Source organism: Micromonospora sp. AP08, assembly GCF_008085935.1.
In the GTDB taxonomy this organism is placed as follows: domain Bacteria; phylum Actinomycetota; class Actinomycetes; order Mycobacteriales; family Micromonosporaceae; genus Micromonospora; species Micromonospora chersina.
The window spans coordinates 308,334-331,038 of sequence record NZ_VSEZ01000007.1 but is presented as its reverse complement, the minus strand read 5'-3'; the positions used below and the strand labels follow the sequence as shown (position 1 = coordinate 331,038).

Sequence of the window (22,705 nt, the reverse complement as noted above, 5' to 3'; positions counted from 1 at the left end):
CCCACGGTCAGGCCCGCGGATGCGCCTGCCGGTACGCCGCCCGCAGCCGCTCCACCGAGACGTGCGTGTAGATCTGTGTGCTGGCCAGCGACGAGTGCCCGAGCAGTTCCTGCACGGCCCGCAGGTCCGCCCCACCCTCCAGCAGGTGGGTGGCCGCCGAGTGGCGCAGGCCGTGCGGGGTCACCCGGGGCAGGCCCGCGGCCTCCGCGTATCCGGCGACGATCCGGCGGGCGGTGGTCGGGTTGAGCCGGCCGCCCCGGGCCCCGAGCAGCAGCGCACCACCCGAGCGGGCCGCCGCCAGCGCCGGCCGCCCGCGGGCGAGCCACGCGTCCAGCGCCCGCTGCGCGGGCACCCCGTAGGGCACGGCCCGCTCCCGCCCGCCCTTGCCGAGCACGCGTACCACCCGGCGGGCCTGGTCGACGTCGGTGACGTCCAGGCCGCAGGCTTCGCTGATCCGCACCCCGGTGGCGTAGAGCAGTTCGAGCAGCAGCCGGTCCCGCAGGAGCACGGCCTCGGATTCGTCGTCACCACCCGTGGCCGGTGCGTCTCCCCGGCCCGCGGTGTCGACGGTCCTCCCGTCCGCCGGCGGGACGTCGTCGCTCGGGAGCCGCGCACCGTGGCCGTCCCGATCCGTCCGGTCCGGGGCGGCCATCAACGCGGCGGCTTGGTCGGCCCGCAGGACGGTGGGCAGCTCCCGGTGCGCCTTGGGGCTGGCCAGCGGGGCGGCCACGTCGGCGGCGAGCAGGCCGGCCCGGTGCGCCCAGGCGCTGAACGTGCGGGCGGCGGCCGCCCGCCGGGCGAGGGACGTCCGGGCCGCGCCCATGGTCCGCTGCTTCGCCAGCCAGCTCCGCAGCACCGTCAGGTCCAGCTCCGACAGGTCCGCGCACCCCATCCGCACCGCGTGATCGAGCAGCGAGACGAGGTCCGTCACGTACGCCCGCACGGTGTGCGCCGACCGGTTGCGCACCCGGGCCAGGTGGTCGGCGAAGTCGTCCACCGCCTCGCGCATCGGCGCCGGCAGCGCCTCGTGGACCGCCCGCGTGCCGCGCCGCTGGTCAGTCATCGAGGGCTCCGGGTGCCGCGTCGGTGCCAGGGGTGCCCGGGGCGCGCGCCGGGGTGGGCGGGAGACACCGGTCCAGCCTAAGGGCGTGGGCAGGTGGCTGCCGGCCGCCGCTCCGGCCTGACGCCCACCGGCGCCGTCAGGCAGGCAAAGCGACGAGCCCAGCTGACTGAGCGCTCGCCACAGCACCGCGTGCCGATGGCCGGCGGGGTGCGGTTTCCGGTGTCGTCTTGACGGTCAAGCGCGACAATGCCGCTCGTGCCGATCCCCCGCCGGTGGCGCTTCCGTCCTTGCCCGGACGGCCAAGCGCGACGCCATCGGAACTGACGCTGGGCGCGGCGCGCCGTTCGGGGTGGCTGACGAGGCCCTGTACAGGGGAAACTGTTACTACGAAGAGGACGGTGGCAACGTCCCGGGTCCGCCGACGGGTGACTCCCACGGGCGTTGCCGGCAGGTGCCGACACCCCGCGCATGGCGGGCGACCGGGCGCTGGTGCGTACCGGGCGTGGTGGCGGCGCGGAAGGGTGATTCGCGAGACCGATCGAAACGGGCGTCCCCGCGGTGGCGACGCCGGTGGGAGGAGGTACCGAGCGTGGGGGTGGATGCCGTCCTCTACCGGCAGGTGCGGGCCGGGCCCGCCCGGCGCCGGCCGTCGTACGTCTCGACCGAGGTGGTGGCGGACCCGCACGACGTCCTGCTGGACCTGCTGAAGCGGGTGCGGGGCGGTGGTCGTACGCCGCTGCTGGACCGGGTTGATCCGCTCGGTGAGCTGGTGGTGGACGCCCAGGCGGTCCCGCAACTGCTGGCGGAGCTGCCCTGCCTGGCCGAGGTGGCGCGGGAGCCTGCGGAAAAGGACCACCTTCGCCGGTTGGCCCTCCTCGCCCGGCGCTGCCTCGCCAGCCGCGACGCCGAGATCCGGTTCGAGGGCGACTGAGCGCACGGCACGGCGCCCGACGGGCCGGCTGGGCCGCGCCGGTTCAGCTCGGTGGAGCCGTTGACGGGTCCGGACCGGGGGCGGTCGCCGCCCGACCACCCCCGGTTCCGCGCTCGGGCGGCGGCGCCAGGGCGTAGCCGTCGTCGCGGCGTACCACCATGGCCAGTTCCTCCAACATGGAGAGCTTGCGCATCGCCGTGCGGAGGTCCACGCCGGCGCGCGCCGCGACGCGCTCCAGGCCGATCGCCTTCCGCCGGGGCAGCGCCTCCAGCACCTGGGCCGCCTCGTCATCGAGCAGATCCCGTGGGCGCACCGGCGCGCGGGCGGGCGGCGCCAGGTCGTAGCCGATCCGCCCGACCTCCTCCAGGACGTGGGCCGTGCCGGTCACCAACCGCGCCTTGTCGTGCTCGCGGAGCGCCTCGTGCGCGCCCACGGACATGGCGGACGTGACCGGCCCGGGCACCACCATCGCCGGGCGGCCCACACCGATCGCCCGGTTGAGGGTCTGGGTCGCGCCGCTGCGGGCCGCCGCCTCCACCAGCACCGTGCCCAGGGTCGCCGCCGCGATCACCCGGTTGCGGATGAGGAAGCGGGGCCGCAGCGGCTCGGCGCCGGGCATCCACTCGCTGACCAGCAGGCCCGTCTCGGCGATCCGGTCGAACAGCGCGGCGTTGCCCATCGGGTACGGGCGGTCCAGCCCGCAGGCCAGCACGGCGACCGTGAGCCCGCCCGCGGTCAGCGCGCCCCGGTGCGCGGCGGAGTCGATGCCGAACGCCCCGCCCGAGACCACCGTCCAGTCCCGCTCGGCCAGCCCGTAGCCGAGCTCGGTGGCGACGTGCGTGCCGTACGGCGTGGCCGCCCGGGCGCCGACCACGGCGACCGACCGCGCCAGGGCCTCGCCCAGCGGCCACGCGCCGCGTACCCAGAAGCAGAGCGGTGGTGCGGTCTCCAGGTCGACCCGGCGGGTGGCTCCCGACAGGCGCAGCCGGCGCAGGTCCGCCACCCGGGCCGGCCATTCCTCGTCGTCGGGGGTCACCACCCGGGCGCCGAGCCGCTCGGTCCGGGCCAGCGCCTGCTCGGCGACCGCCCGCGCCTCACCTTCGGCGGAGCGGGCCGTCACGGCCGACCGCAGTGCCCGGTCGGGCGCTCCGCCGGCCAGGAGCAGGTCGAGCGCGGCGATCGGGCCGAGCTGGTCGACCAGCCGGTGGACCGACCAGGTGCCCGGCTCGGCGAGCCAGGTCAACGCCACCCGCGCCAACAGGCGCTCCGCCCTGCCCGTCATGCGCCCTCTCCCGTCCTCAGCTGGATGGCCTCCGCGATGTCCCCGCCGTCGGGGCGGGCCCGCCCGTCCAGGTCGGCGATGGTCCAGGCGAGCCGGATGACCCGGTCGAAGCCGCGCGCCGACAGCGAACCGCTGTCGAGCCGCTTCCGCAGTTCCCGGGTGTCCCGCCCGGGCAGGCACCACGGCGGCCGGCGCAGGTACGGGCCGGGGATCTCGGCGTTCAGCCGGCGGCCCGTCGCGGTCCAGCGGTCGGCCGCGGCCCGGCGCGCCTCGGCGACCCGGGCCGCCACCGTCGCGGACGACTCGCTGGGTGTGCCGGTCTGCAACAGCTCCGCGGCGCGTACCGGGGGCAGTCGCACCTGCACGTCGACCCGGTCGAGCAGCGGGCCGGAGAGCCGGCCCAGGTAGCGCCGCCGGGCCAGCGGGGTGCACTCGCAGGCGGCGTCGCCGGACGGCTTCGCGCAGGGACACGGGTTCGCCGCCAGCACCAGTTGCGTGCGGGCCGGGTATTCGGTGGAGCCCTGCGTCCGGGCGACCCGGACCCGGCCGTTCTCCAGTGGCTGACGCAGCGCCTCCAGCGCCCCCTTGCTGAACTCGGCCGCCTCGTCGAGGAAGAGCACGCCCCGGTGGGCCAGCGACACCGCCCCCGGCCGGGCCAGCCCGGAGCCGCCGCCCACCAGCGCCGGCACCGTGGCCGTGTGGTGGGGCGCCTGGAACGGGGGGCGGCGGAGCAGCCGGCCACCGGGCGGCAGCAGGCCGGCGATCGAGTGCAGGGCGGTGACCTCCAGGGCGGCGTCGTCGTCCAGCTCCGGCAGGACCGACGGCAGCCGCTCGGCGAGCATGGTCTTGCCGGCGCCCGGCGGGCCGAGCAACGCCAGGTGGTGCCCGCCCGCCGCCGCGACCTCCAGCGCGCGGCGGCCGAGCCGTTGCCCGGCCACGTCGGCGAGATCCGGTCCTCCGGCCTCGGCGGTGGGCGCGTCGTCCGGCGGGGCGAGCAGCGGTGTGCCGTCCCGGACGAAGGCGACGAGCCGGTGCAGGGTGTCGGCGGCGCGGACCCGGACGCCGGGGATCACCGCCGCCTCGGCGGCGTTGCCGGCGGGCACCACGACCTGGGCGAAACCGGCCCGGGCCGCGGCGGCGACCATGGGCAGCACGCCGCGCACCGGGCGGACCGCGCCGTCGAGGCCCAACTCGCCGAGGACCACCGTGGCCTCCAGCGGCACCAGCGGCAGTTCGCCCGAGCCGCCGAGCACCGCCACGGCGATGGCCAGGTCGAAGGCGGAGCCGTACTTAGGCAGGGTGGCCGGCAGCAGGTTGAGGGTGATCCGGCGGTTCGGCCAGCGCTGGCCCGAGTTGACGATGGCGGCGCGGACCCGGTCGCGGGCCTCGTGCAGCGCGGTGTCGGGCAGGCCGGAGATCACCACCGCGGGCAGCCCGGGGGCCAGGTCGGCCTCGACCTCCACCACGTGCCCGGCCATTCCGACCAGGCCCACGCAGAGCACCTTGGCGTAACTCATGATCAGAACGCGCCCCTCAGGTGCTCGACCCGGGCCGGGCCGGTGACCGGGAGCCGGACCGCGAGGACGTCGAAGCGGACCTCCTCGGCGGTCGTGCCCGTCTCGGCGAGCCAGCGGGCGGCCAGCCCGCGCAGCCGGCGCGCCTTGGCCCGCACCACCGCCTCGGCCGGACTGCCGTACTCCTCCGTGCGCCGGGTCTTCACCTCGCAGATGGCGAGCACCGGCCCGTCCCAGGCGATGATGTCGATCTCCCCCTCGGGGCACCGCCAGTTCCGGACGACCGGGCGCAGCCCCGCCTCGATCAGGTGCCGGACCGCGCACCGCTCGCCGTACGCCCCGACGGCCTGGTTCCGATTCGTCATGCCGGTGAGCGTGCGGCGTCGGAGCGGCGGCGGAGCGCCGACCGGGGCGCCCTGTGGACGACGGGGCACCCTGTGGACGGGCGGACGATCATGCACTGCCTGTGCTAGGCCCTGGCCGCCCGATCACTCGGCGTGTGTTCGCGGTGACCCGTCCATGCCGCCGTGACCAGCGACGACAGTCCGGGTGGCCCGGATGGCGCGCGTGGTGCCGGTCGCATACCGTGCCGGTCGTGGACGGACGACGGAGCTTTCCCGAGGATGAGCAGGGGTCGCACTGGGGCGACCGCGGATACGAGCAGGACTGGCGTGCGGCCGGCGAACCGCGCTACCGCGACGACGACTTCCGCGCCCCGGAGCAGCGCACGGGGGAGGACCGGTACGGCGAACCGGGCCGCTTCGGGACCGCCGACCCGCTGGGCGACGACACGGGCAGCTGGCGCCCGCACCGGCTGGACGATCCGTCGGAGACCTCCGGCGAGCTGCCGGGGGAGCGTGGCGGCCGGCGCGCGGCCCGCGAGGCCGCCGACCCGCTCGCCCCGCCGGCGCACAGCACCGCCGTCCCGCTCGGCCCGGCCCCGCACGGCACCGGTGACCAGCTCGGCGCGGCCCCACACGGCGCCAGCCCGCTCGGCCCGGCGACGCACAGCAACGCCGGGCCGCTGGGCACGATGTCGCACAGCACCACCGGCCCGCACAGCACCACCGGCCCGCTCGGCGCGGCGCCGCACAGCACCACCGGCGCGTTCGGCGCGGACCGCGCCGCCGACCCGCTGCGCCCCGGCCCGTTGGGCGGCTACCCGATCGTCGAGCCGGGCCGGCCGGTCGAGCCGGCCCACGCCGGCGCGACGCCGATGACCGTGGGGGACCGGCCGGGTCCCGGCGCGGCGACGCCGCTGGTCGTCGGGGAGCGGCCGGGTGTCACGGGGCCGGAGCCGGCGGCCGGGCCGACCCCGCACCCGCTGGAGATGCCGACCGGCCCGATGCCGTCGGTCGCGCCCCGCATCGAGGGCCCGCCGCCGGGCGACGGCGTCTACCGGACCCGCCGTCCCGCGCTCGCGGTCCTGCTGGCGGTGATGGTGCTCGTCCTGGAGATCCCCGCGCTGCGGGTGCTGCTGCGCGGCCTGGTCGGTGACCCGGTCTCCACCTCGCACGTCGTGGTGGGCACGTTCCTGGTGCTCGGGCTGCCGATCTTCGGCACCGGCCTGTACGGACTGCGCACCGGTGGGCTGGCCCTGGCCGACGGCAGTCGGGGCTGGCTCCGCCCGCCGACCGCCTACCTGACCGTCGGACTCGTGCTCTTCCTCGCCGCCGCCCTCGCCGCCCGCTGACCCGGCGAGGCGACAGGGTGCCCGCGCCGCGCGGCACCCTGCCGGCCGCCGACCGAGTGAGCCGGCGGGTGGCCGCCCGCCGTCCCGCCCGCTGGCACGGTCGAACCGACAGGCGCGCGAGCCGCCCCGCCGGTACCGGATGTCCGGTCTCGGCGTGGCGGCGTCGGGCGTCCGGAAAGGGGCGGGATGGGGGTTCCCGAGCCCCGGGACCGGGGGGCGGGGAAGGGGCGTACACTGGTCGACTGGCGACCGCCTCGCGCGGTCGACCTCGCGCGCCCTCTCCACGGCCTCTCGTGGGGCGGCGGCCTCCCTGGTCCCGATCTCTGATCGGGCCCACCCTGGCCGACGACCGGGCGCCAGGCGTCCGGCCGCCGGCCGGACGGGACAACCAGGGATGAACAGGGAGTACCCACCATGGCCGTCGTGACCATGCGTCAGCTGCTGGAAAGCGGTGTCCACTTCGGGCACCAGACCCGGCGCTGGAACCCGAAGATGAAGCGCTTCATCTTCACCGAGCGCAACGGTATCTACATCATCGACCTGCGCCAGACCCTCGACTACATCGAGAAGGCGTACGACTTCGTGCGCACCACGGTGGCCGGGGGCGGCAGCATCCTCTTCGTCGGCACCAAGAAGCAGGCCCAGGAGGCCATCGCCGAGCAGGCGACCCGGGTCGGCCAGCCGTACGTCAACCACCGCTGGCTCGGCGGCATGCTGACCAACTTCCAGACGGTCTACAAGCGGCTCCAGCGGATGAAGGAGCTCGAGGCCCTGGGTGACCTGAGCGGCACCGCCGCCGGTTACACCAAGAAGGAGACCCTCCAGCTCTCCCGCGAGAAGGAGAAGCTGTCCAAGACCCTCGGTGGTCTGCGCGACATGCAGAAGCTCCCGGCCGCGGTCTGGATCGTCGACACCAAGAAGGAGCACATCGCCGTCGACGAGGCCCGCAAGCTGGGCATCCCGGTGATCGCCGTGCTCGACACCAACTGCGACCCGGACGAGGTCGACTTCCCGATCCCGGGCAACGACGACGCCATCCGCTCGGCCGAGCTGCTGACCAAGGTCGTCGCCGCCGCCGTCGCCGACGGTCTGATCGCCCGCTCCGGCCGTGGCCGTGGCGGCGACGAGAAGCCGGAGCCGGGCCAGGTCGGCGCCGACGAGCCGCTGGCCGAGTGGGAGCGCGAGCTGCTCGAGGAGCCGAAGAAGGCCGACGAGCAGCCGGCGACCCCCGCCGAGCAGCCGGCGACCGCCGCCGCGGAGTGATCGCGCCGTCGCGTCCCCACCGTCCGATTTCCCGGTCGGTGGGGCGCGACGGGTACGCCGGGCAGAACCGGCCCGGATCCGGGTAACCGGCAGCCAGACCATCCAGTCTCAGACACCGAAGAGAGAGTCATGTCCAACTTCACCGCCGCGGACGTCAAGAAGCTCCGCGACCTCACCGGCGCCGGCATGATGGACTCCAAGAAGGCGCTGACGGAGGCCGAGGGCGACTTCGACAAGGCCATCGAGATCCTGCGCGTCAAGGGCGCCAAGGACGTCGGCAAGCGGGCCGGTCGCACGGCGGCCAACGGCCTCATCGCCCACGCCGGCCAGGCGCTGCTCGAGCTCAACTGCGAGACCGACTTCGTCGCCAAGAACGACGCCTTCATCGCGCTGGCCCAGCAGCTGGTCGAGCACGGTGTGGCCAGCGGCGCGAACAACGCCGAGGAGCTGCTCGCCAGCACCATCGACGGCAAGAGCGTGGCCGACCTGATCCAGGAGCAGTCCGCCAAGATCGGCGAGAAGCTGGTGCTCAACCGCTTCGCCAAGCTCGAGGGCACCACCGCCGTCTACCTGCACCGCAAGAGCCAGGACCTGCCCCCGGCGGTCGGCGTGCTGGTGCAGTACTCGGGCAAGGCCGACGAGGCCGGCGACGCGGACGCCCGCGGCGTGGCCATGCAGATCGCCGCCATGCGCCCGAAGTACCTGACCCGCGACGAGGTTCCGGCCGAGACCGTCGAGTCGGAGCGGCGCATCGCCGAGCAGACCGCCCGCGAGGAGAACAAGCCCGAGGCGGCGCTGCCGAAGATCGTCGAGGGCCGGGTCAACGCCTTCTTCAAGGACTTCGTCCTGCTGGAGCAGGCGTCGGTCGCCGACAACAAGAAGACGGTGAAGCAGCTGCTGGCCGAGGCCGGCATCGAGGTGACCCGCTTCGTGCGGTTCGAGGTCGGCCAGGCCTGAGCCGCCGCCCGGACGCATGGCGCGCCCGGGCGCAGGGAAATCGTCGACGAGGAGGCCGCCGGTGTACGTGACAGGCACCGCGGCCTCCTCGTCACATAGGGTCGGCAGCGGCAGGTACGCGGTACGCGGCGCCCACGAGGCGCGCGATGGAAGGGGCGGGTCGGATGACGCAGGTTGTGAGTGACCGGAGCCTGGCGGCGGATGATCCCACCGCTCCGCCGCCCGGTCGGGCCCGCCGGGTGGTGCTGAAGCTCTCCGGTGAGGTCTTCGGCGGCGGCGCGATCGGCGTCGACCCCGACGTCGTGCAGGCCATCGCCCGGCAGATCGCCACCGTGGTGCGCCGCGGCGTGCAGGTCTCCGTGGTGGTCGGCGGCGGCAACTTCTTCCGCGGCGCCGAGCTGCAGAAGCGCGGCATGGACCGGGCCCGCGCGGACTACATGGGCATGCTGGGCACCGTGATGAACTGCCTGGCCCTCCAGGACTTCCTGGAGAAGGAGGGCATCGAGACCCGGGTGCAGAGCGCGATCACCATGGCCCAGGTCGCCGAGCCGTACATCCCGCTGCGGGCGATCCGGCACCTGGAGAAGGGCCGCGTGGTCATCTTCGGCGCGGGCGCCGGCATGCCGTACTTCTCCACCGACACGGTGGCCGCCCAGCGGGCGCTGGAGATCCGCGCCGACGTGGTGCTGATGAGCAAGAACGGCGTGGACGCCGTCTACACCGCCGACCCCCGGATCGACCCGACGGCGAGCAAGCTCGACTCGATCACCTTCTCCGAGGTGCTGCGCCGCAACCTGCGGGTGGCCGACGCCGCGGCGTTCAGCCTCTGCATGGAGAACGGCCTGCCGATGCTGGTCTTCGGCGCCCAGGGCGACGACACGATCGTCCGTGCCGTCGGCGGTGAGAAGATCGGCACGCTGATCACCGCCTGACCGGTTCCGCCGAGCCGGCAGCGGTCCTCCGACAACCGCAGCACCCGCAGAGCCCACCACGAGCACAGAAGGAGGCGAGGAGACCGGTGATCGACGACACCCTCCTCGAGGCAGAGGAGAAGATGGAGCGTGCCATCGAGCACGCCAAAGAGGAGTTCGGCGGGATCCGCACCGGTCGCGCCAACGCCGCGATGTTCTCCCGGATCGTCATCGACTACTACGGCAGCCCGACCCCGCTGCCGCAGATGGCGTCCATCGCCGTGCCGGAGCCGCGCATGGTGATCATCAAGCCGTACGACAACTCGCAGATCAATGCCATGGAGAAGGCGATCCGCGACTCGGACCTCGGGGTCAACCCGAACAACGAGGGCAACCAGCTGCGCATCGTGCTCCCGCAGATGACCGAGGAGCGGCGCCGCGAGATGATCAAGGTCGCCCGGCACAAGGGCGAGGAGGCGAAGGTCGCCGTCCGCAACATCCGCCGCAAGGGCAAGGAAGAGCTGGACCGCCTCGTCAAGGACGGCGAGGTCGGCGAGGACGAGGGCCGGCGCGCGGAGAAGGAGCTGGACGACCTGACCCAGCGCTTCGTGGCCACCGTCGACGAGCTGGTCAAGCACAAGGAGAACGAGCTGCTCGAGGTCTGAGCGCCCGCGTACCCGCCACGGCACCGGTGCGCCGCCGCCCGACACGGGTGGCGGCCCGGTGCCGTCGTCGTGCCGGACGGCGTCCGCCGTGCGAGCTTCCCGGGTGCAGTAGGCTCGGCACGATTCCCGCCCCACCACCGGGTGAACGGCGGGGGTCGGCCGGCCGTCGGGCCGGTCAACCGGAACTGCTCGCGGCTGTAGGGGATGGTCTTGGTCTTGCGTCATGTGGTGGCTCCCGTACCGCCTGCCGGTGCGTGATGTCCCACCCCGACCCCTACGGCAACGCCGAGCCGCGCGGCTGGGACCGCCCGGCCCCGCTGCCCTGGCCGGAGACCGACCTGGAGCCCGGGCCCCGGCGCCGACCGGACGCCGGGCCGGAGGCGTACGCGCGTCCGCCCGTCCGCCCCGCCGCCGACCCGTACGCCCGGCCGGTGGACGCCTACGACGCGCCGCGCGGCCGCCGGCCGTACGACGGACCGCCGGTCCCCGAGCGGGGCTGGCGCGACGAGCCGGCCCCCCGGGGTCCGGGCCACGCGGACACCGGGCGAAGCCGCCGGGACGCCGGTCCGGGCGGTTTCCGGACCGCCGATCGGGACCCGCGCGACCACGACCAGCGGGACCCGTATCCGTGGGACCACGACCCGCGTGACCGGGGTCGGGGCGCCGACCCGCGGGAACGGTACGACGCGGCCCCGCGGGACGACGAGTACCCGACCGCCCAGATCGCTCCGGTGCGGGACGAACCGACCACCCAGCTCCCGGCGGTGCGCGACGAGCCCGGACCGGACCCGGAGCAGCCGGCGGCCCGCCGGTCGCGGGGCCGGCGACGGGCCAGCGCGGACCGTCCCCCGACCGTCCAGCCGAAGACCTCCCGGGCGGGCCGCAACCTGCCGGCCGCGATCGGCGTCGGGCTGGCCCTCGGCGCGGCGATCGTGGTGCCGCTCTTCTTCTACCTGCCGGCGTTCCTCGCCGTGATCGCCGCCGCGGTGGCGATCGGCTCCTGGGAGATGGCCCGCGCGGTACGCCGCAGCGGCGCCCACCCGCCGCTGGTGCCGCTGGTGGCCGGTGGCGTCATCACCATCGGACTGGCCTGGTTCGCCGGCCCGGACGCGCTCTGCCTCGGCCTGCTGGTCACCGTGCTGGGCACGATGATCTGGCGGCTGGGCGACGGCCCCGGCAACTACCAGCGCGACCTCACCGCGGCCACCCTGATCGCGGTCTACGTGCCGTTCCTCGGCGGTTTCGCGGCGATGCTGGCGGCCGCCCCCGACGACGGCCACCTGCGGGTGCTGGTCACCCTGGTCGCCGTGGTGCTCTCCGACACGGGCGGCTACGCGGCCGGTGTGGCCTTCGGCAAGCACCCGATGGCCCCCACGATCAGCCCGAAGAAGTCCTGGGAGGGCTTCGCCGGCTCGGTGACCGCGGCCGCCGCGGGCAGCGCCCTGCTGCTCTGGCTGCTGCTCGACGTGGCCCCCTGGTGGGGCGCGCTGTTCGGGATGGCGATCTCCGTCGCGGCGGTGCTCGGCGACCTCGCCGAGTCCATGATCAAGCGCGATCTCGGGGTCAAGGACATGAGCAACCTGCTCCCCGGGCACGGTGGGCTGATGGACCGGCTCGACTCGATCCTCTTCGCCGTGCCGACCGCCTACCTGCTGCTGGCCGTCTTCGTGCCGATGGCGGGCTGAGGCGTGAATCACGCGGTTGGCGTCGCACCGGCCGGCCGGCCGGTGCGGATTCGGCACCCGCGGACAGGTGCGTCCCCCGTTCGGCGTGTCAGACTGGACGCGCCATGACGAGCCTCCCGCTGATCTCCGTAGACCCCGACGCCCGCGGCCGCCGGCCCGCGATGCCACCCCGTCACCTCGCCGACCTGGACCTGCCGGGCCGGCAGGCGCTCGTCACCGAGCTGGGGGAGCCGGCGTTCCGCGCCAAGCAGGTCTCGAACCACTACTTCGGCCGGCTGGTCCGCGACCCGGCGCAGATGACCGACCTGCCGGCGGCCACCCGCGAGCGGCTGGCGGGCACGCTGCTGCCCACCCTGCTCAACCCGGTCCGCGAGCTGGCCTGCGACGACGGCGCCACCCGCAAGGCGCTCTGGCGGCTGCACGACGGCTCGCTGGTGGAGAGCGTGCTGATGGGTTACCCGGACCGGGTGACCGTCTGCATCTCCAGCCAGGCGGGCTGCGGCATGGCCTGCCCGTTCTGCGCGACCGGCCAGGCCGGGCTGACCCGCAACCTGTCCACCGCCGAGATCGTCGACCAGGCCGTCTACCTGGCCGGGGTGGCCGCCTCGGGGGCGGTGGCCGGTTCCCCGCCGCGCCTGTCGCACGTGGTGTTCATGGGCATGGGCGAGCCACTGGCCAACTACTCGCGGGTGGTGGCGGCGATCCGCCGGCTCGTCGCACCGGCTCCGGAGGGGCTCGGCCTGTCCCAGCGGCACATCACCGTTTCCACGGTCGGCCTGGTTCCGGCCATCCGCCGACTGGCCAGCGAAGACCTCTCAGTGACCCTTGCGTTGTCGCTGCACGCCCCCGATGATGAGCTGCGCGACGAACTCGTGCCGGTCAACCAGCGCTGGAAGGTGTCCGAGGTCTTGGACGCGGCGTGGGACTACGCGGACACGACGGGGCGTCGTGTGTCCATCGAATACGCGATGATCAAGGACGTGAACGACCAGCCGTGGAGAGCCGATCTGCTCGGGCGGCTGCTGGCCGGCAAGCTGGCCCACGTGAACCTGATCCCGCTCAACCCGACTCCGGGCAGTCGCTGGGACGCCAGCCCGAAGCCGGTCGAGCGGGAGTTCGTCCGGCGGTTGCGCGACGCCGGGGTGTCCACCACGGTGCGGGACACCCGGGGTCGCGAGATCGACGGGGCGTGTGGGCAGCTCGCCGCCGCCGAGGACAGGGACAGCGACCCACGCGCCGCAACGGCGTAGCGGTAGAGACCAGGAGACATAGTGGCGAGTCAGGGTCAGCGTTTCCGGCGTAAGGCGCTCCGCCGGGGATACAAGGTCGACGAGGTGGACGCCTTCCTGGACCGGGTCGAGGCGACACTCGCCGGCCAGCCGGTGGGCGCGCCCGTGGCCTCCCAGGAGGTCCACGACGTCGTCTTCCGGGTCCGCTTCAACGGCTACGACGAGTGGCAGGTCGACCTGCACCTCGACCGGGTGGAGCGGCAGCTCGCCGAGCTGGAGGAGCGCTCCGGCGGCCCAGGCGGGCGGGGCGGCGACCCCCGGATGGCCGACCGGCTCGGCCCGCCGATGCGCGACGACCGTGGTCTCTCGCCGGTGCCGCAGCCCCCGATGCCGCCGCGGCCGATGCCCGCGCAGGCCGGCCCGCCCGCCGACCGCTACGGCAACCGCTACGACGAGCCGACCGGCGCCTTCGCCGGCGGGTACGACGGCCCGCGCGGCGGCTACGACGCTCCCCGCGGCCCGGGCGGCCCCGGCCCGATGGGTCCGGGCGCCCCGACGGGGCACGGCGGCCCGCCCTCCCGCGGCCTGCCCCCCGGCCCGGGCGGTTACGGCCAGGACGAGCGCTTCGACGGCTTCGACGGCTTCGAGGCCGGCCGGCACGGCCGCACCGACATGACCGCCGAGATCCGGATGCCCGAGCGGGACCTGCGTGACCCGCGCGGCCGTGGCCCGGCCGGCCCGCCGCCGCTGCCCCAGCAGGGCTACGGCCCGGACCCGGGCTACGGCGGCCCGGATCAGGGCTACGGCGCCCCGGACCAGGGCTACGGCGGTGGCCCCGGGATGTCCGGCCCGCCGATGGTGGGCCCGCCCATGGCCGGCCCGCCCGGCAGCGACCTCTACCGCGTGGACCAGATCCGCCGCAGCTTCCAGGTGCGCCGGTTCGGCAGCGGGTACGACCCCGACCAGGTCGACCGGTTCTTCGAGACCCTGCTCGGCGGGATGCAGGGCCGCAACCCGATGCCGGTGAACCCGAAGGACCTGGACACCCTGCGCTTCGGGCTGGTGCAGGGCGGCTACTTCGAGGCCGAGGTCGACGCCGCGCTCAAGGACGTGCAGGACATCCTGCTCGGCCGCTGACCCCGCCAACGACGACGAAGGGCCCGCCCCCGACCGGGGGCGGGCCCTCGCGCGTATCGGCCGAGTGCGGGCCGGTCAGGACCGCAGGCCGTTGCGGCGCAGCACGGCGTCGCCGATGACGATGGCCAGCAGCAGCGCCGCGAGCCCGAACAGCCAGATGTTCTCCACGTTGCCCTCGTGGTTGCCGCAGAGCGCCATGAGCACCAACACCGCCGCCGACAGCACCGCCCCGATCCGTCCGGACCTGCGGTGTCCGGGCTTGTGCTGATCTGGCGCGGTTACCGGCTCGCTTCCTGCCACTGTCGGTCCTTCCCTCGCGATCGGATCTCCGGTTAGTCTGGCACGCCCCGTGGCGGCCCCGGTGCGGGGTCCGACCTGATGGGGGACATGTGACCCGCGAGGACGACCGCGAGCTGTACAAGCGGGCCCAGCAGGCGTGGGAGGCCGAGGACTGGCCGGTCGCCGGGGAGCTGTGGGAGCGGCTGGCGCGACGGTATCCGGATATCCCCGCCGCCGAGTCGTGGTGGTACAACGCCGCGCTGGCGCACAAGTTCCTGCGGAACTGGGCGAAGGCGTACGACCTGGGGCGGGAGGCGGCCGCCCGGTCGACGCCCGGCACCGAGGACCCGGCGTTCTGGAACCTGGGCATCGCGGCGACGATCATGGAGGACTGGGCGACGGCACGGCATGCCTGGTCGGGCTACGGGCTGGACGTCCCGGACGGCGAGGGTGAGATCGAGGCGGACTTCGGCGCCACGCCCATCCGCCTGAGCGGTGGCGAGGTGGTCTGGGCGCGGCGGCTCTGTCCCACCCGCGCCCGCGTGCTGAACGTGCCAACGCCGGGTTCCGGCCGGCGGTTCGGCGAGGTCGTGGTGCACGACGGCGCGCCCAACGGCGAGCGGACGGTGGACGGCCGGACCTACCCGGTCTTCGACGAGCTGCTGCTGTTCCGTGCCTCGGACCTGCCGACCACCACCGTCGAGGTGGTCGCCGGCACGCCCGAGGACGTCCGCGCGCTGGCCGAGCTCTTCGACGAGCACGGGTACGCGGCGGAGGCCGCCAGCGCTGTCCGGGCCCTGTGCGCCTGCTGCAGCGAGGGGAGCGTGCACCAGGACCGCGACCACCAGGTCGCCGGCGGGCAGCGGGTGCACCTGGCGGCGCCCGTGGACCGCGTCGCCGGGCTGATGGATGCCTGGTGTGCATCGGCCCCGCGGCGGCGGAGCTGGACCGGAGCTGTCGAGAGCTGACGCCGCCCGGGCCGTTGGACCGTCCCGCCGGGGCGGAAGGCCACTACCGGCGTCGCGGAACAGTGATCACACTGCCTCCGGTAGCGTCTTGACGTACGCCTGATTGTCTTTTTGAGGGGGACTGCGGTGCGAGTGACCGGTACGGGCCATGCCAGCATGCGGATCGACACGCCCGCGGGCAGCATCCTGTGCGACCCGTGGGTCAATCCCGCCTACTTCGCCTCCTGGTTCCCCTTCCCGGACAACTCCCAGCTCGACTGGGCGACCCTCGGCCAGTGCGACTACCTGTACGTGTCGCACCTGCACCGGGACCACTTCGACGCCAAGCACCTGCGGGACCACATCTCGAAGGACGCCACCGTCCTGCTTCCCGAGTTCCCCACCTCGGAGATGGAGGACGAGCTGCGGGAGCTGGGCTTCACCAAGTTCCTCAAGGCCCCGAACGAGCAGGTCGTGGAGCTGCCCGGCGGCCTGAAGATCATGATCCAGGCGCTGACCAGCCCGACCGACGGCCCCATCGGCGACTCGTCGCTGTGGGTCGAGTACGACGGGGTCCGGCTGCTCAACCAGAACGACGCCCGCCCGACCGACCTCACGGTCTTCGCCGAGCTGGGCCACGTGCACGCCCACCTGCTCCAGTTCTCCGGCGCGATCTGGTACCCGATGGTCTACGAGCTGCCGCAGGCGGCGAAGACCGCGTTCGGCAAGCAGAAGCGGGAGCGGCAGTTCGACCGCACCTGGCGCTACATCGACGACCTGAAGGCCGACCACGTCTTCCCGATCGCCGGCCCACCCTGCTTCCTCGACGACGAGCTGTACCAGTTCAACGACATCTTCGGCGACGAGGGGAACATCTTCCCCGACCAGTCGGTCTTCCTGTCGGAGTACGCCAAGGTCGGCGGCACCAACGGCATCGTGCTGCTGCCGGGCAGCGTCGCCGAGGTCACCACCGAGGGGGCGACCACCACCCACCCGGTGCCGGTCGAGGAGTTCTTCGCGAACAAGCGGGCCCACCTGGAGGAGATGCGGGAGCGCAAGCGCCCGATCATCGAGGCGGAGAAGGCGTCCTGGCGGCACCCCGAGGTCGACGTGCTGGGCGAGATGAAGCGCCGGATCGAGCCGCTGCTGGACGAGTCGATCTACCTGGCCAAGGGCGTCGGCGGGCCGGTCCGCTTCGACCTGGTGGGCTACGACGGCGAGAGCGTTGAATCCATCGTGGTGGACTTCCCGGGCAAGGAGGTCCGGCCGTACGCGGACGAGAAGGTCCGCTACCGGTTCCGCACCGAGCGGGCGCTGATCGAGCACCTGCTGCACATCGGCGAGGTGGACTGGGTCAACTCGCTCTTCCTCTCCTGCCGGTTCTCGGCGGCCCGGATCGGCCAGTACAACGAGTTCGTCTACGCGTTCTTCAAGTGCCTCTCGGAGGAGCGCCTCCAGTACGCCGAGGGCTGGTACGACGAGCACGAGCGCGCCGTCGACGCCGAGGACATCACCCTCGACGGCTGGGTGGTGCAGCGCCGCTGCCCGCACCTGAAGGCGGACCTGAGCCGCTTCGGGATCGTGGACGGCGACCAGCTCACCTGCCAGCTGCACGGGTGGACGTTCGACCTGTCCAGCGGCCGCTGCCTCACCAGCGTCGGGCACAAGATCCGCGCGCACCGGGCCGATGCGGAGACCCCCGCCCCCGCCGGCGAGGCCATCAGCTGAGTTTTCCCCCGCCCGCCGCCCCCGCCGGGTGACCATCAGGTCGGGAAGGGGGCGGCGTGGCGGACGGCGCGGGCAGGGGCGGATACCGGTTCGGGCGCGACCGGGAGATGAGCCGGGACGCCTCCCGGGTGGAGACGTTCAGCGACGGCGTCTTCGCGGTCGTGCTGACCGTGATGGCCGTCGAACTGCTCCAGAACGGGCCGGCCCGGGATCCCGGGCGCGAGCTTCCCGACGCCCTCGTCCAGGCCTGGCCGACCTACCTGGCGTACGTGATCACCTTCGGGATCGCCGGCCAGATCTGGCTCGGCCACCACAACATGTGGCGGTACGTGGTCCGCGTCGACCAGGTGCTGCTCATGTTCAACCTGCTCGTGCTGCTCTTCGTGGCGGCGATCCCGTTCACCGCCGACCTGCTCGCGGACAACCTGCGCGGCAACGAGACCGAGCAGCGACTCACCGCCGCCCTGTACCTCGGCACGGTGCTGGGCGAGTCGCTCTTCTTCAACCTGAGCTGGTGGTGGGCCCGCCGGCACCGGCTGCTCCACCCCGACCTGGATCCGCAACTGGCCCGGGCGGTCTCGCGCCGGCTGGTGGTGCGCCCGCTGCTCTACACGGTGGCGTTCGCCTTCGTCTTCGTCGACCCGATCCTCAGCCTGCTCCTCTACCTGCTGCTGCTCGTCGGCCTCTCCCTCGTCCGCCGCCCCGGCGACCTGCCCCGCTCCGCCAGGGCCGGCGGCGAGGTCAGCGACCGAGGTCGTTGAGGATCCGCCGGGCGGCGTTGTGCCCGGCCGCGCCGATCACGCTGCCGGCCGGGTGGCAGCCGGCGCTGCCCGCGTAGACGCCGTCGATCCCGGTGGCGTAGGGCATCCGGTCGGTGAACGAGACGGTGTTGTCGACGTGGTGGATGTGCCCGCCCGTGATGCCGAAGTGCGCCTCGATGCCCGGCGGGGGCAGCGGCACCGCGTCGGCGATGAGGTCGCGGGTGCCCGGGGCGTACCGCTCGCAGATGTCGATGAGGCGGTCGACGTAGCCGGGCAGCGCCGCGTCCCAGGTGGTGCCGGCCAGCTCGTAGGGGACCGACTGGACGAAGAGCGCCGACGAGTGGTGCCCGGCGCCGTCGGAGAGCGACGGGTCGACGGTGGTGTGCAGGTACCACTCGATCGTCGGCTCCTCGGGCAGCCGCCCGGCCTGCACGTCCGCCCACATGGCGCGCAGCGCGGCCATCGGCGGCTCGCCGCCGGCCCCGACCAGCGAGGCCGAGCCGGGGAGCAGGTGGATGGTGGAGCCGAACGGGCTCGCCGCGTCCCGCGGCAGGCAGGAGAAGCGGGGCAGGCCGGTGAGCGCCAGGTTGAGCTTGAGCGTGGTGCCGGGCCGGCGGACCGCCGCCATCCGCGCGCCCAGCTCCGCCGGGAGCGCGCCGCCGGGCAGCAGGTCCATCAGCCGGTACGGGTCGCAGGCCCCGAGCACCACGGAGGCGGCCACCTCCCGCCCGTCGGCCAGCACCACCCCGGCGGCCGCGCCGCCGTCGAGGGTGACCGCGGTGACCGGCGTGCCGGTGAGGATGCGGGCGCCGGCCGCGCGGGCCGCGTCGGCGAACGTGCGGGAGACCGTCCCCATCCCGCCCTGGGCGATCATCCAGGTGCCCCCCGACCCGGGCAGGCGGCACATGTTGTGGACCAGGAAGTTGTGCCCGGTGCCCGGGTCGTCCGGGCCGGCGTTCAGCCCGGAGAGGCCGTCGGTGACCGCGTACATGCTGACCAGCAGCTCGGAGCGGAAGTCGAAGCGGGCCAGGTAGTCGGCGACCGAGCCCTGCACCAGGTCGACGAAGACCTGCCGGAGTGCGGGCCGGACGTACCGTTCGGCGGTCTCCGCCACCGGCAGCGGCTCGGTCAGCCAGGCCGGCGCCAGGTCCTCCCGGAGCTGGGCCAGCTCGGCCTGGAGCGCGTCGTCGGCGGCCGCGTCCTCGGGGGAGAACATCTCCGCGACCTGCCGCCGGGAGGACGCGGCGTCGCTGCCGAAGAGCAGGTACGGCGAGCCGAGCCCGCCCGGGGTGGGCAGGAAGTAGTGCGGGTCGCGGCGCAGCACCGGGATCGTCACGTCAAGGGTGGCGAGGAGTTCCGGCGGCATCAGTCCGAGCAGGTACGACCCGGTGGAGTGCCGCAGCCCCGGCACCTTCGGGAACGGGTTCTCCGTGCGGGTCGCCCCGCCGATCACGTCGGACGCCTCCAGCACCAGCACGTCGAGGCCGGCGCGGGCCAGCAGGATCGCCGAGACCAGACCGTTGTGCCCGGAGCCGACCACGACGACGTCGGCGCGGGACGGCAGCTCACTTGCTTCGCTCATGCCCGGGCAGCCTAGTGGCGCGGGGGCCGGTCCGGGGAGGGGTCGGCCGGAGCCGGGCCTCGGAAGATCGCATCCGGTCGGTCAGGAGCCGGCGGCGGCGCGGCCGGCCCGCCAGCGGGAGAGCACCAGGGTTGCCGAGTAGCCGGCCAGCACGATCACGTGGAACAGGTAGAGCCAGAGCAGCACCGCGACCCCACCGCCGATCTCGTCGAACCCGCCGAACGGCGCCCCCAGGTCCAGCGGCAGCGAGCAGAACAGCACGAAGCCGTGCAGGAAGCCGGAGAGGTTCGCCGCGGTGAACGAGCCCAGGCCGAGCGTGGCGAGCCAGTCCGGGGCGGCCGGGCCGACCACCCGGAACACCCACATCAGCACCGGGGTGAGCACCAGCCAGGTGGCCAGGAAGGAGAGCACCACACCGAGCGCGCCCAGCCAGCCGCCCTGCTGGACCAGGTGGGTGGTGAGCGGCAGCGCCAGCAGGACCGACAGCAGCAGCGCCGGGGCCGGGGCGAGCAGCGGGAGCAGCAGCAGCCGGCCCCGCCAGCCGACCAACGTCTCGGCCTGGCCGGGCGGGGTGGCGACCGAGACGAACGCCCGGCGCAGACCCTCGCCGTAGAGCGACGCCGGCAGCAGCGAGGCCAGCGCCAGCAGCGGGGTCAGCCCCAACCCGGCCTCGACGAGCGCGGCCACCGCCCGGTCGGCGCCGATGTCGGTGGGGAGCGTGTTGATCGCGTACGCGGTGAGCCGCCGCACCCGGTCGTCCCCGGCCACCAGCCCGGTGAGCCAGATGGCCAGCAGCGCCACCGGCACCACGGCGATCGCCCCGTAGAAGGTGATCGCGGCGGCGTGCAGCGAGAGGTCCCGCCCGCGTACCGGCCGGAACGCCGCACTGGTGATCCGTTTCGCCGTCCGCCACCGCTCACCCATCGCCCTCCGGTTCCCCGTACGAAGGTTCGGCACGCATTACGATCCGACGTGTGATCGCCTCGACCGAGCGGCTGGTGGTCCGGGACTGGACGGAGTCGCCGGACGACCTGGCCCGGATCTACGACATCTACTCCCGCGACGAGGTGATGCGCTGGCTGGGCGGCGGCGCGGGGCGGATGACCGACCCGGCGCCGAGGCGCGGGAGCGGGTGCACTCGTGGCGCGAGCGCTACGCGCCGTACGCCGGCCGCTGGGGCCTCTGGGCGATCGAGCCGCGCGAGGCCGGCCGGGCGGTCGGCAGCGTCCTGCTCAAGCCGCTGCCCGGCCGGGACGGGGTCACGCCCACCGACGACATCGAGGTCGGTTGGCACCTGCACCCCGACGCCCAGGGGCACGGCTACGCCACCGAGGCCGCCCGGGCCGTGCTGGAGCGCGAGTTCGCCACCGGCACCCGGCAGGTCCACGCGGTGGTGATGGCCGGCAACGAGCCGTCGATGGCGGTGGCCCGCCGCCTCGGCATGACCCACGTCGGCACCCGCACCGACTGGTACGGCGGCACCGAACTCGAAACCTTCGTCCTGGCCCGCCCGGCGTAGCCGTTCGGCGGAGAGCGCCGGGTGGTGGCGGGCCGTAACGTCCGCTGCCGTGATGATCGAGTTCGAGGCCGCACCGGACCGGGTCAGGTTCACCGCTGCCTACCGCCGGCACCTGCGCCGCCTTTTCATGCCCTACCGCGGCACGGGACTGAGCCTGGGCGGACTGGCGGTCGTCGCCCTGCTCCCGGCGCCCCGGATGGTCGCGACGCTCCTCGCCGCCAGCGCCGTGCTCTTCTTTTTCTTCTCCCCGGCCCTGATGCTGCACCGGGCGGTGGAGGGGGCCTGGCGCCGAAACCGCGGGCCGACGTGCTGGACCCTCTCGGAGGAGGGCCTGCGGGGCGCGAACGAGGAGGGATACGGCCTGGTGCGCTGGTCGGCGGTGACCCGGGTCGAGCAGCTCCGGGACCAGCTGTACGTGAAGGTCGACGGGGGCGCGGCGATCTTCCTTCCGACTGTCTCCCTCCCGGCCGAGAAGCAGCAGGAGCTGCTCGCCTTCCTCAGGGCCCGCGGCCTGCTGGCATGACGGTTCCCCACCCCGCTCTCTGAATCTTGGAGACTTTCCGTTCGCAGCGAACGGAAAGTCTCCAAGATCGCTGTCTCGCCTTCGCCGCGGCTCGCGACGCACCGTTTGTGCGGGGCGTGATCGTGCCGGTGTGCGAGCTTTCAGTGCGAGCCGACCTGATGGCGGCTGTCCGGTGGGAGAATGGAGGCTTCCTTGAGGTGGAGAAGGTGAGCGCCGTCATGTCGACCGACGCGCAGCGGAACCCGGACGAGCCCGCCATAGCCCACGTGCCCGCGGAGGAGCTCGCCCGACGCCAGGGTGTTCAGCCCATCAGCAGCTTGGATGAGCTGGCACGGCCTGAGCTGTTCGAGACGGACGACGAACTGGATCGTTTCCTCGCCGACCTCTACGCCTCCCGGCACGAGGGTGCTGCGTGAGCCTGGTCGTACTGGACACCGACGTCAGGACTACGTCGACCATGAGGGCCTCCACCTTCTCGACCTGGCCTGATGGCGGGTCCGACCGCTGCCTCCTTCGATCTGCTGGGTTGCCGGGACCAGCCCTGGACGGCGCCCGACGCGCTGGAGCTGCTGCCGGAGAACAGCGGGCCGAGGATCGAAGTCCTCCGGGGCTGCGTCCTCGTCACGCCAGGAGGCTCCGTCGACCGGCGTGCGGTGCAGTTGGAACTGGGGCATCGGATCAGGACGGCGGCGAGAGCCGCCGGGTGGTGGGCGTACGCCTCGGCCAACGTCCTGTCCGGCGACGACCTGTTCCTCCCCGACCTCGTCGTGCTGCGATGGTCCGGAGGCGGCCGGCGAGCGGTCGACATCGCGGGGATTGTCCTGCTCGGGGAGATCGCGCCGGCCGGGTTGATCGACCGGCCGCGGGAGTACGCGGCCGCCGGGGTGCCGTACTTCCTCCGGGTCGACCTCCGAAACCGGGTCCCCACGATCGCCCTTTACGAGCTGTTCGAGGGGATTACCGCCCCCTGGCCGCGGCGGCGGCCGGTACCAACTTCGTGATGAAGAAGCCCTTCGAGTTCACCATCGATCCGGCG

General features: G+C 73.8%; 22 protein-coding genes and 2 pseudogenes. 16 read left to right on the top strand and 8 right to left on the bottom strand.

Translation table 11 applies throughout. The features are described 5' to 3' along the window. Positions 1-7: 7 nt before the first annotated feature. Positions 8-508, bottom strand: a pseudogene (locus FXF50_RS30260) (tyrosine-type recombinase/integrase); the annotation flags it as partial. A 140-nt stretch (positions 509-648) separates the two neighbouring features. After that, positions 649-1,063, bottom strand: a pseudogene (locus tag FXF50_RS30255) (site-specific integrase); the annotation flags it as partial. A 589-nt stretch (positions 1,064-1,652) separates the two neighbouring features. Here FXF50_RS30255 and FXF50_RS15190 point away from each other — a divergent pair. Further along, positions 1,653-1,994, top strand: coding sequence for a hypothetical protein (locus FXF50_RS15190; RefSeq protein ID WP_148428296.1), 342 nt, complete (start codon positions 1,653-1,655; stop codon positions 1,992-1,994). Positions 1,995-2,037: 43 nt separating this feature from the next. On the opposite strand, the gene FXF50_RS15185 is transcribed toward FXF50_RS15190, so the two are convergent. The 3 genes from FXF50_RS15185 to FXF50_RS15175 are packed head-to-tail and all read right to left on the bottom strand — an operon-like array spanning position 2,038 to position 5,155. Then, positions 2,038-3,276: a DNA-processing protein DprA gene (locus tag FXF50_RS15185; protein WP_148428294.1), complete on the bottom strand. Its 1,239-nt coding sequence runs from the start codon at positions 3,274-3,276 to the stop codon at positions 2,038-2,040. Beyond that, positions 3,273-4,793: a YifB family Mg chelatase-like AAA ATPase gene (locus FXF50_RS15180; RefSeq protein ID WP_148428292.1), complete on the bottom strand. Its 1,521-nt coding sequence runs from the start codon at positions 4,791-4,793 to the stop codon at positions 3,273-3,275. The genes FXF50_RS15185 and FXF50_RS15180 overlap by 4 nt, the downstream gene beginning before the upstream one ends. Positions 4,794-4,795: 2 nt before the next feature. Beyond that, positions 4,796-5,155 (bottom strand): YraN family protein, encoded by a 360-nt coding sequence (locus tag FXF50_RS15175; RefSeq protein WP_148428290.1) that lies wholly within the window; start codon positions 5,153-5,155, stop codon positions 4,796-4,798. Positions 5,156-5,376: 221 nt separating this feature from the next. Between FXF50_RS15175 and FXF50_RS15170 the strand changes: the two genes are divergently transcribed. The 8 genes from FXF50_RS15170 (at position 5,377) to FXF50_RS15135 (ending at position 14,330) form a co-directional block, all read left to right on the top strand. Continuing rightward, on the top strand, positions 5,377-6,483 hold the full coding sequence (locus FXF50_RS15170) for a hypothetical protein (RefSeq protein ID WP_148428288.1): 1,107 nt from the start codon (positions 5,377-5,379) through the stop codon (positions 6,481-6,483). Between the two features lie 414 nt (positions 6,484-6,897). Then, positions 6,898-7,746, top strand: a complete 849-nt coding sequence (gene rpsB / locus FXF50_RS15165) for a 30S ribosomal protein S2 (RefSeq protein WP_148428286.1) — start codon at positions 6,898-6,900, stop codon at positions 7,744-7,746. A gap of 129 nt (positions 7,747-7,875) precedes the next feature. Continuing rightward, positions 7,876-8,703: a translation elongation factor Ts gene (tsf, locus tag FXF50_RS15160; protein WP_148428284.1), complete on the top strand. Its 828-nt coding sequence runs from the start codon at positions 7,876-7,878 to the stop codon at positions 8,701-8,703. Positions 8,704-8,867: 164 nt separating this feature from the next. Then, the gene (gene pyrH / locus FXF50_RS15155) at positions 8,868-9,635 is read left to right on the top strand and encodes a UMP kinase (protein WP_091268664.1); all 768 of its coding nucleotides are present in this window, start codon (positions 8,868-8,870) and stop codon (positions 9,633-9,635) included. Between the two features lie 86 nt (positions 9,636-9,721). After that, a complete protein-coding gene (gene frr / locus FXF50_RS15150) occupies positions 9,722-10,279 on the top strand; it encodes a ribosome recycling factor (protein WP_091268662.1) in 558 nt (185 codons plus the stop codon). Between the two features lie 257 nt (positions 10,280-10,536). Then, positions 10,537-11,964 (top strand): phosphatidate cytidylyltransferase, encoded by a 1,428-nt coding sequence (locus tag FXF50_RS15145; protein ID WP_148428282.1) that lies wholly within the window; start codon positions 10,537-10,539, stop codon positions 11,962-11,964. Positions 11,965-12,068: 104 nt separating this feature from the next. Further along, positions 12,069-13,214: a 23S rRNA (adenine(2503)-C(2))-methyltransferase RlmN gene (rlmN, locus tag FXF50_RS15140; protein ID WP_091312342.1), complete on the top strand. Its 1,146-nt coding sequence runs from the start codon at positions 12,069-12,071 to the stop codon at positions 13,212-13,214. A gap of 21 nt (positions 13,215-13,235) precedes the next feature. Continuing rightward, positions 13,236-14,330 carry a DivIVA domain-containing protein gene (locus FXF50_RS15135; protein ID WP_148428280.1) on the top strand — a complete coding sequence of 365 codons (1,095 nt, stop codon included), beginning with the start codon at positions 13,236-13,238 and terminating at the stop codon, positions 14,328-14,330. A 75-nt stretch (positions 14,331-14,405) separates the two neighbouring features. On the opposite strand, the gene FXF50_RS15130 is transcribed toward FXF50_RS15135, so the two are convergent. Further along, a complete protein-coding gene (locus FXF50_RS15130) occupies positions 14,406-14,630 on the bottom strand; it encodes a DUF2631 domain-containing protein (protein WP_107074543.1) in 225 nt (74 codons plus the stop codon). Positions 14,631-14,719: 89 nt separating this feature from the next. Here FXF50_RS15130 and FXF50_RS15125 point away from each other — a divergent pair, with 89 nt between their 5' ends. The 3 genes from FXF50_RS15125 (at position 14,720) to FXF50_RS15115 (ending at position 18,045) form a co-directional block, all read left to right on the top strand. Then, positions 14,720-15,577 (top strand): M48 family metallopeptidase, encoded by an 858-nt coding sequence (locus FXF50_RS15125; RefSeq protein WP_148428278.1) that lies wholly within the window; start codon positions 14,720-14,722, stop codon positions 15,575-15,577. 126 nt (positions 15,578-15,703) lie between these two features. Further along, a complete protein-coding gene (locus FXF50_RS15120) occupies positions 15,704-17,284 on the top strand; it encodes a Rieske 2Fe-2S domain-containing protein (RefSeq protein ID WP_148428276.1) in 1,581 nt (526 codons plus the stop codon). A 107-nt stretch (positions 17,285-17,391) separates the two neighbouring features. Then, a complete protein-coding gene (locus FXF50_RS15115) occupies positions 17,392-18,045 on the top strand; it encodes a TMEM175 family protein (RefSeq protein WP_148428347.1) in 654 nt (217 codons plus the stop codon). On the opposite strand, the gene FXF50_RS15110 is transcribed toward FXF50_RS15115, so the two are convergent. After that, positions 18,026-19,627 (bottom strand): NAD(P)/FAD-dependent oxidoreductase, encoded by a 1,602-nt coding sequence (locus FXF50_RS15110; RefSeq protein ID WP_148428274.1) that lies wholly within the window; start codon positions 19,625-19,627, stop codon positions 18,026-18,028. The two genes, FXF50_RS15115 and FXF50_RS15110, sit on opposite strands and share 20 nt — an antisense overlap. Positions 19,628-19,708: 81 nt before the next feature. Then, positions 19,709-20,551, bottom strand: a complete 843-nt coding sequence (locus FXF50_RS15105) for a YhjD/YihY/BrkB family envelope integrity protein (protein ID WP_148428272.1) — start codon at positions 20,549-20,551, stop codon at positions 19,709-19,711. Between the two features lie 208 nt (positions 20,552-20,759). Between FXF50_RS15105 and FXF50_RS15100 the strand changes: the two genes are divergently transcribed. The 4 genes from FXF50_RS15100 (at position 20,760) to FXF50_RS15085 (ending at position 22,670) form a co-directional block, all read left to right on the top strand. Next, positions 20,760-21,146 (top strand): GNAT family N-acetyltransferase, encoded by a 387-nt coding sequence (locus FXF50_RS15100; RefSeq protein ID WP_255510035.1) that lies wholly within the window; start codon positions 20,760-20,762, stop codon positions 21,144-21,146. 52 nt (positions 21,147-21,198) lie between these two features. Next, positions 21,199-21,669: a YcxB family protein gene (locus FXF50_RS15095; RefSeq protein ID WP_148428270.1), complete on the top strand. Its 471-nt coding sequence runs from the start codon at positions 21,199-21,201 to the stop codon at positions 21,667-21,669. Between the two features lie 116 nt (positions 21,670-21,785). Beyond that, the gene (locus tag FXF50_RS15090) at positions 21,786-22,085 is read left to right on the top strand and encodes a hypothetical protein (RefSeq protein ID WP_255510034.1); all 300 of its coding nucleotides are present in this window, start codon (positions 21,786-21,788) and stop codon (positions 22,083-22,085) included. Between the two features lie 72 nt (positions 22,086-22,157). After that, positions 22,158-22,670 (top strand): Uma2 family endonuclease, encoded by a 513-nt coding sequence (locus tag FXF50_RS15085; protein WP_148428268.1) that lies wholly within the window; start codon positions 22,158-22,160, stop codon positions 22,668-22,670. Positions 22,671-22,705 lie beyond the last annotated feature (35 nt).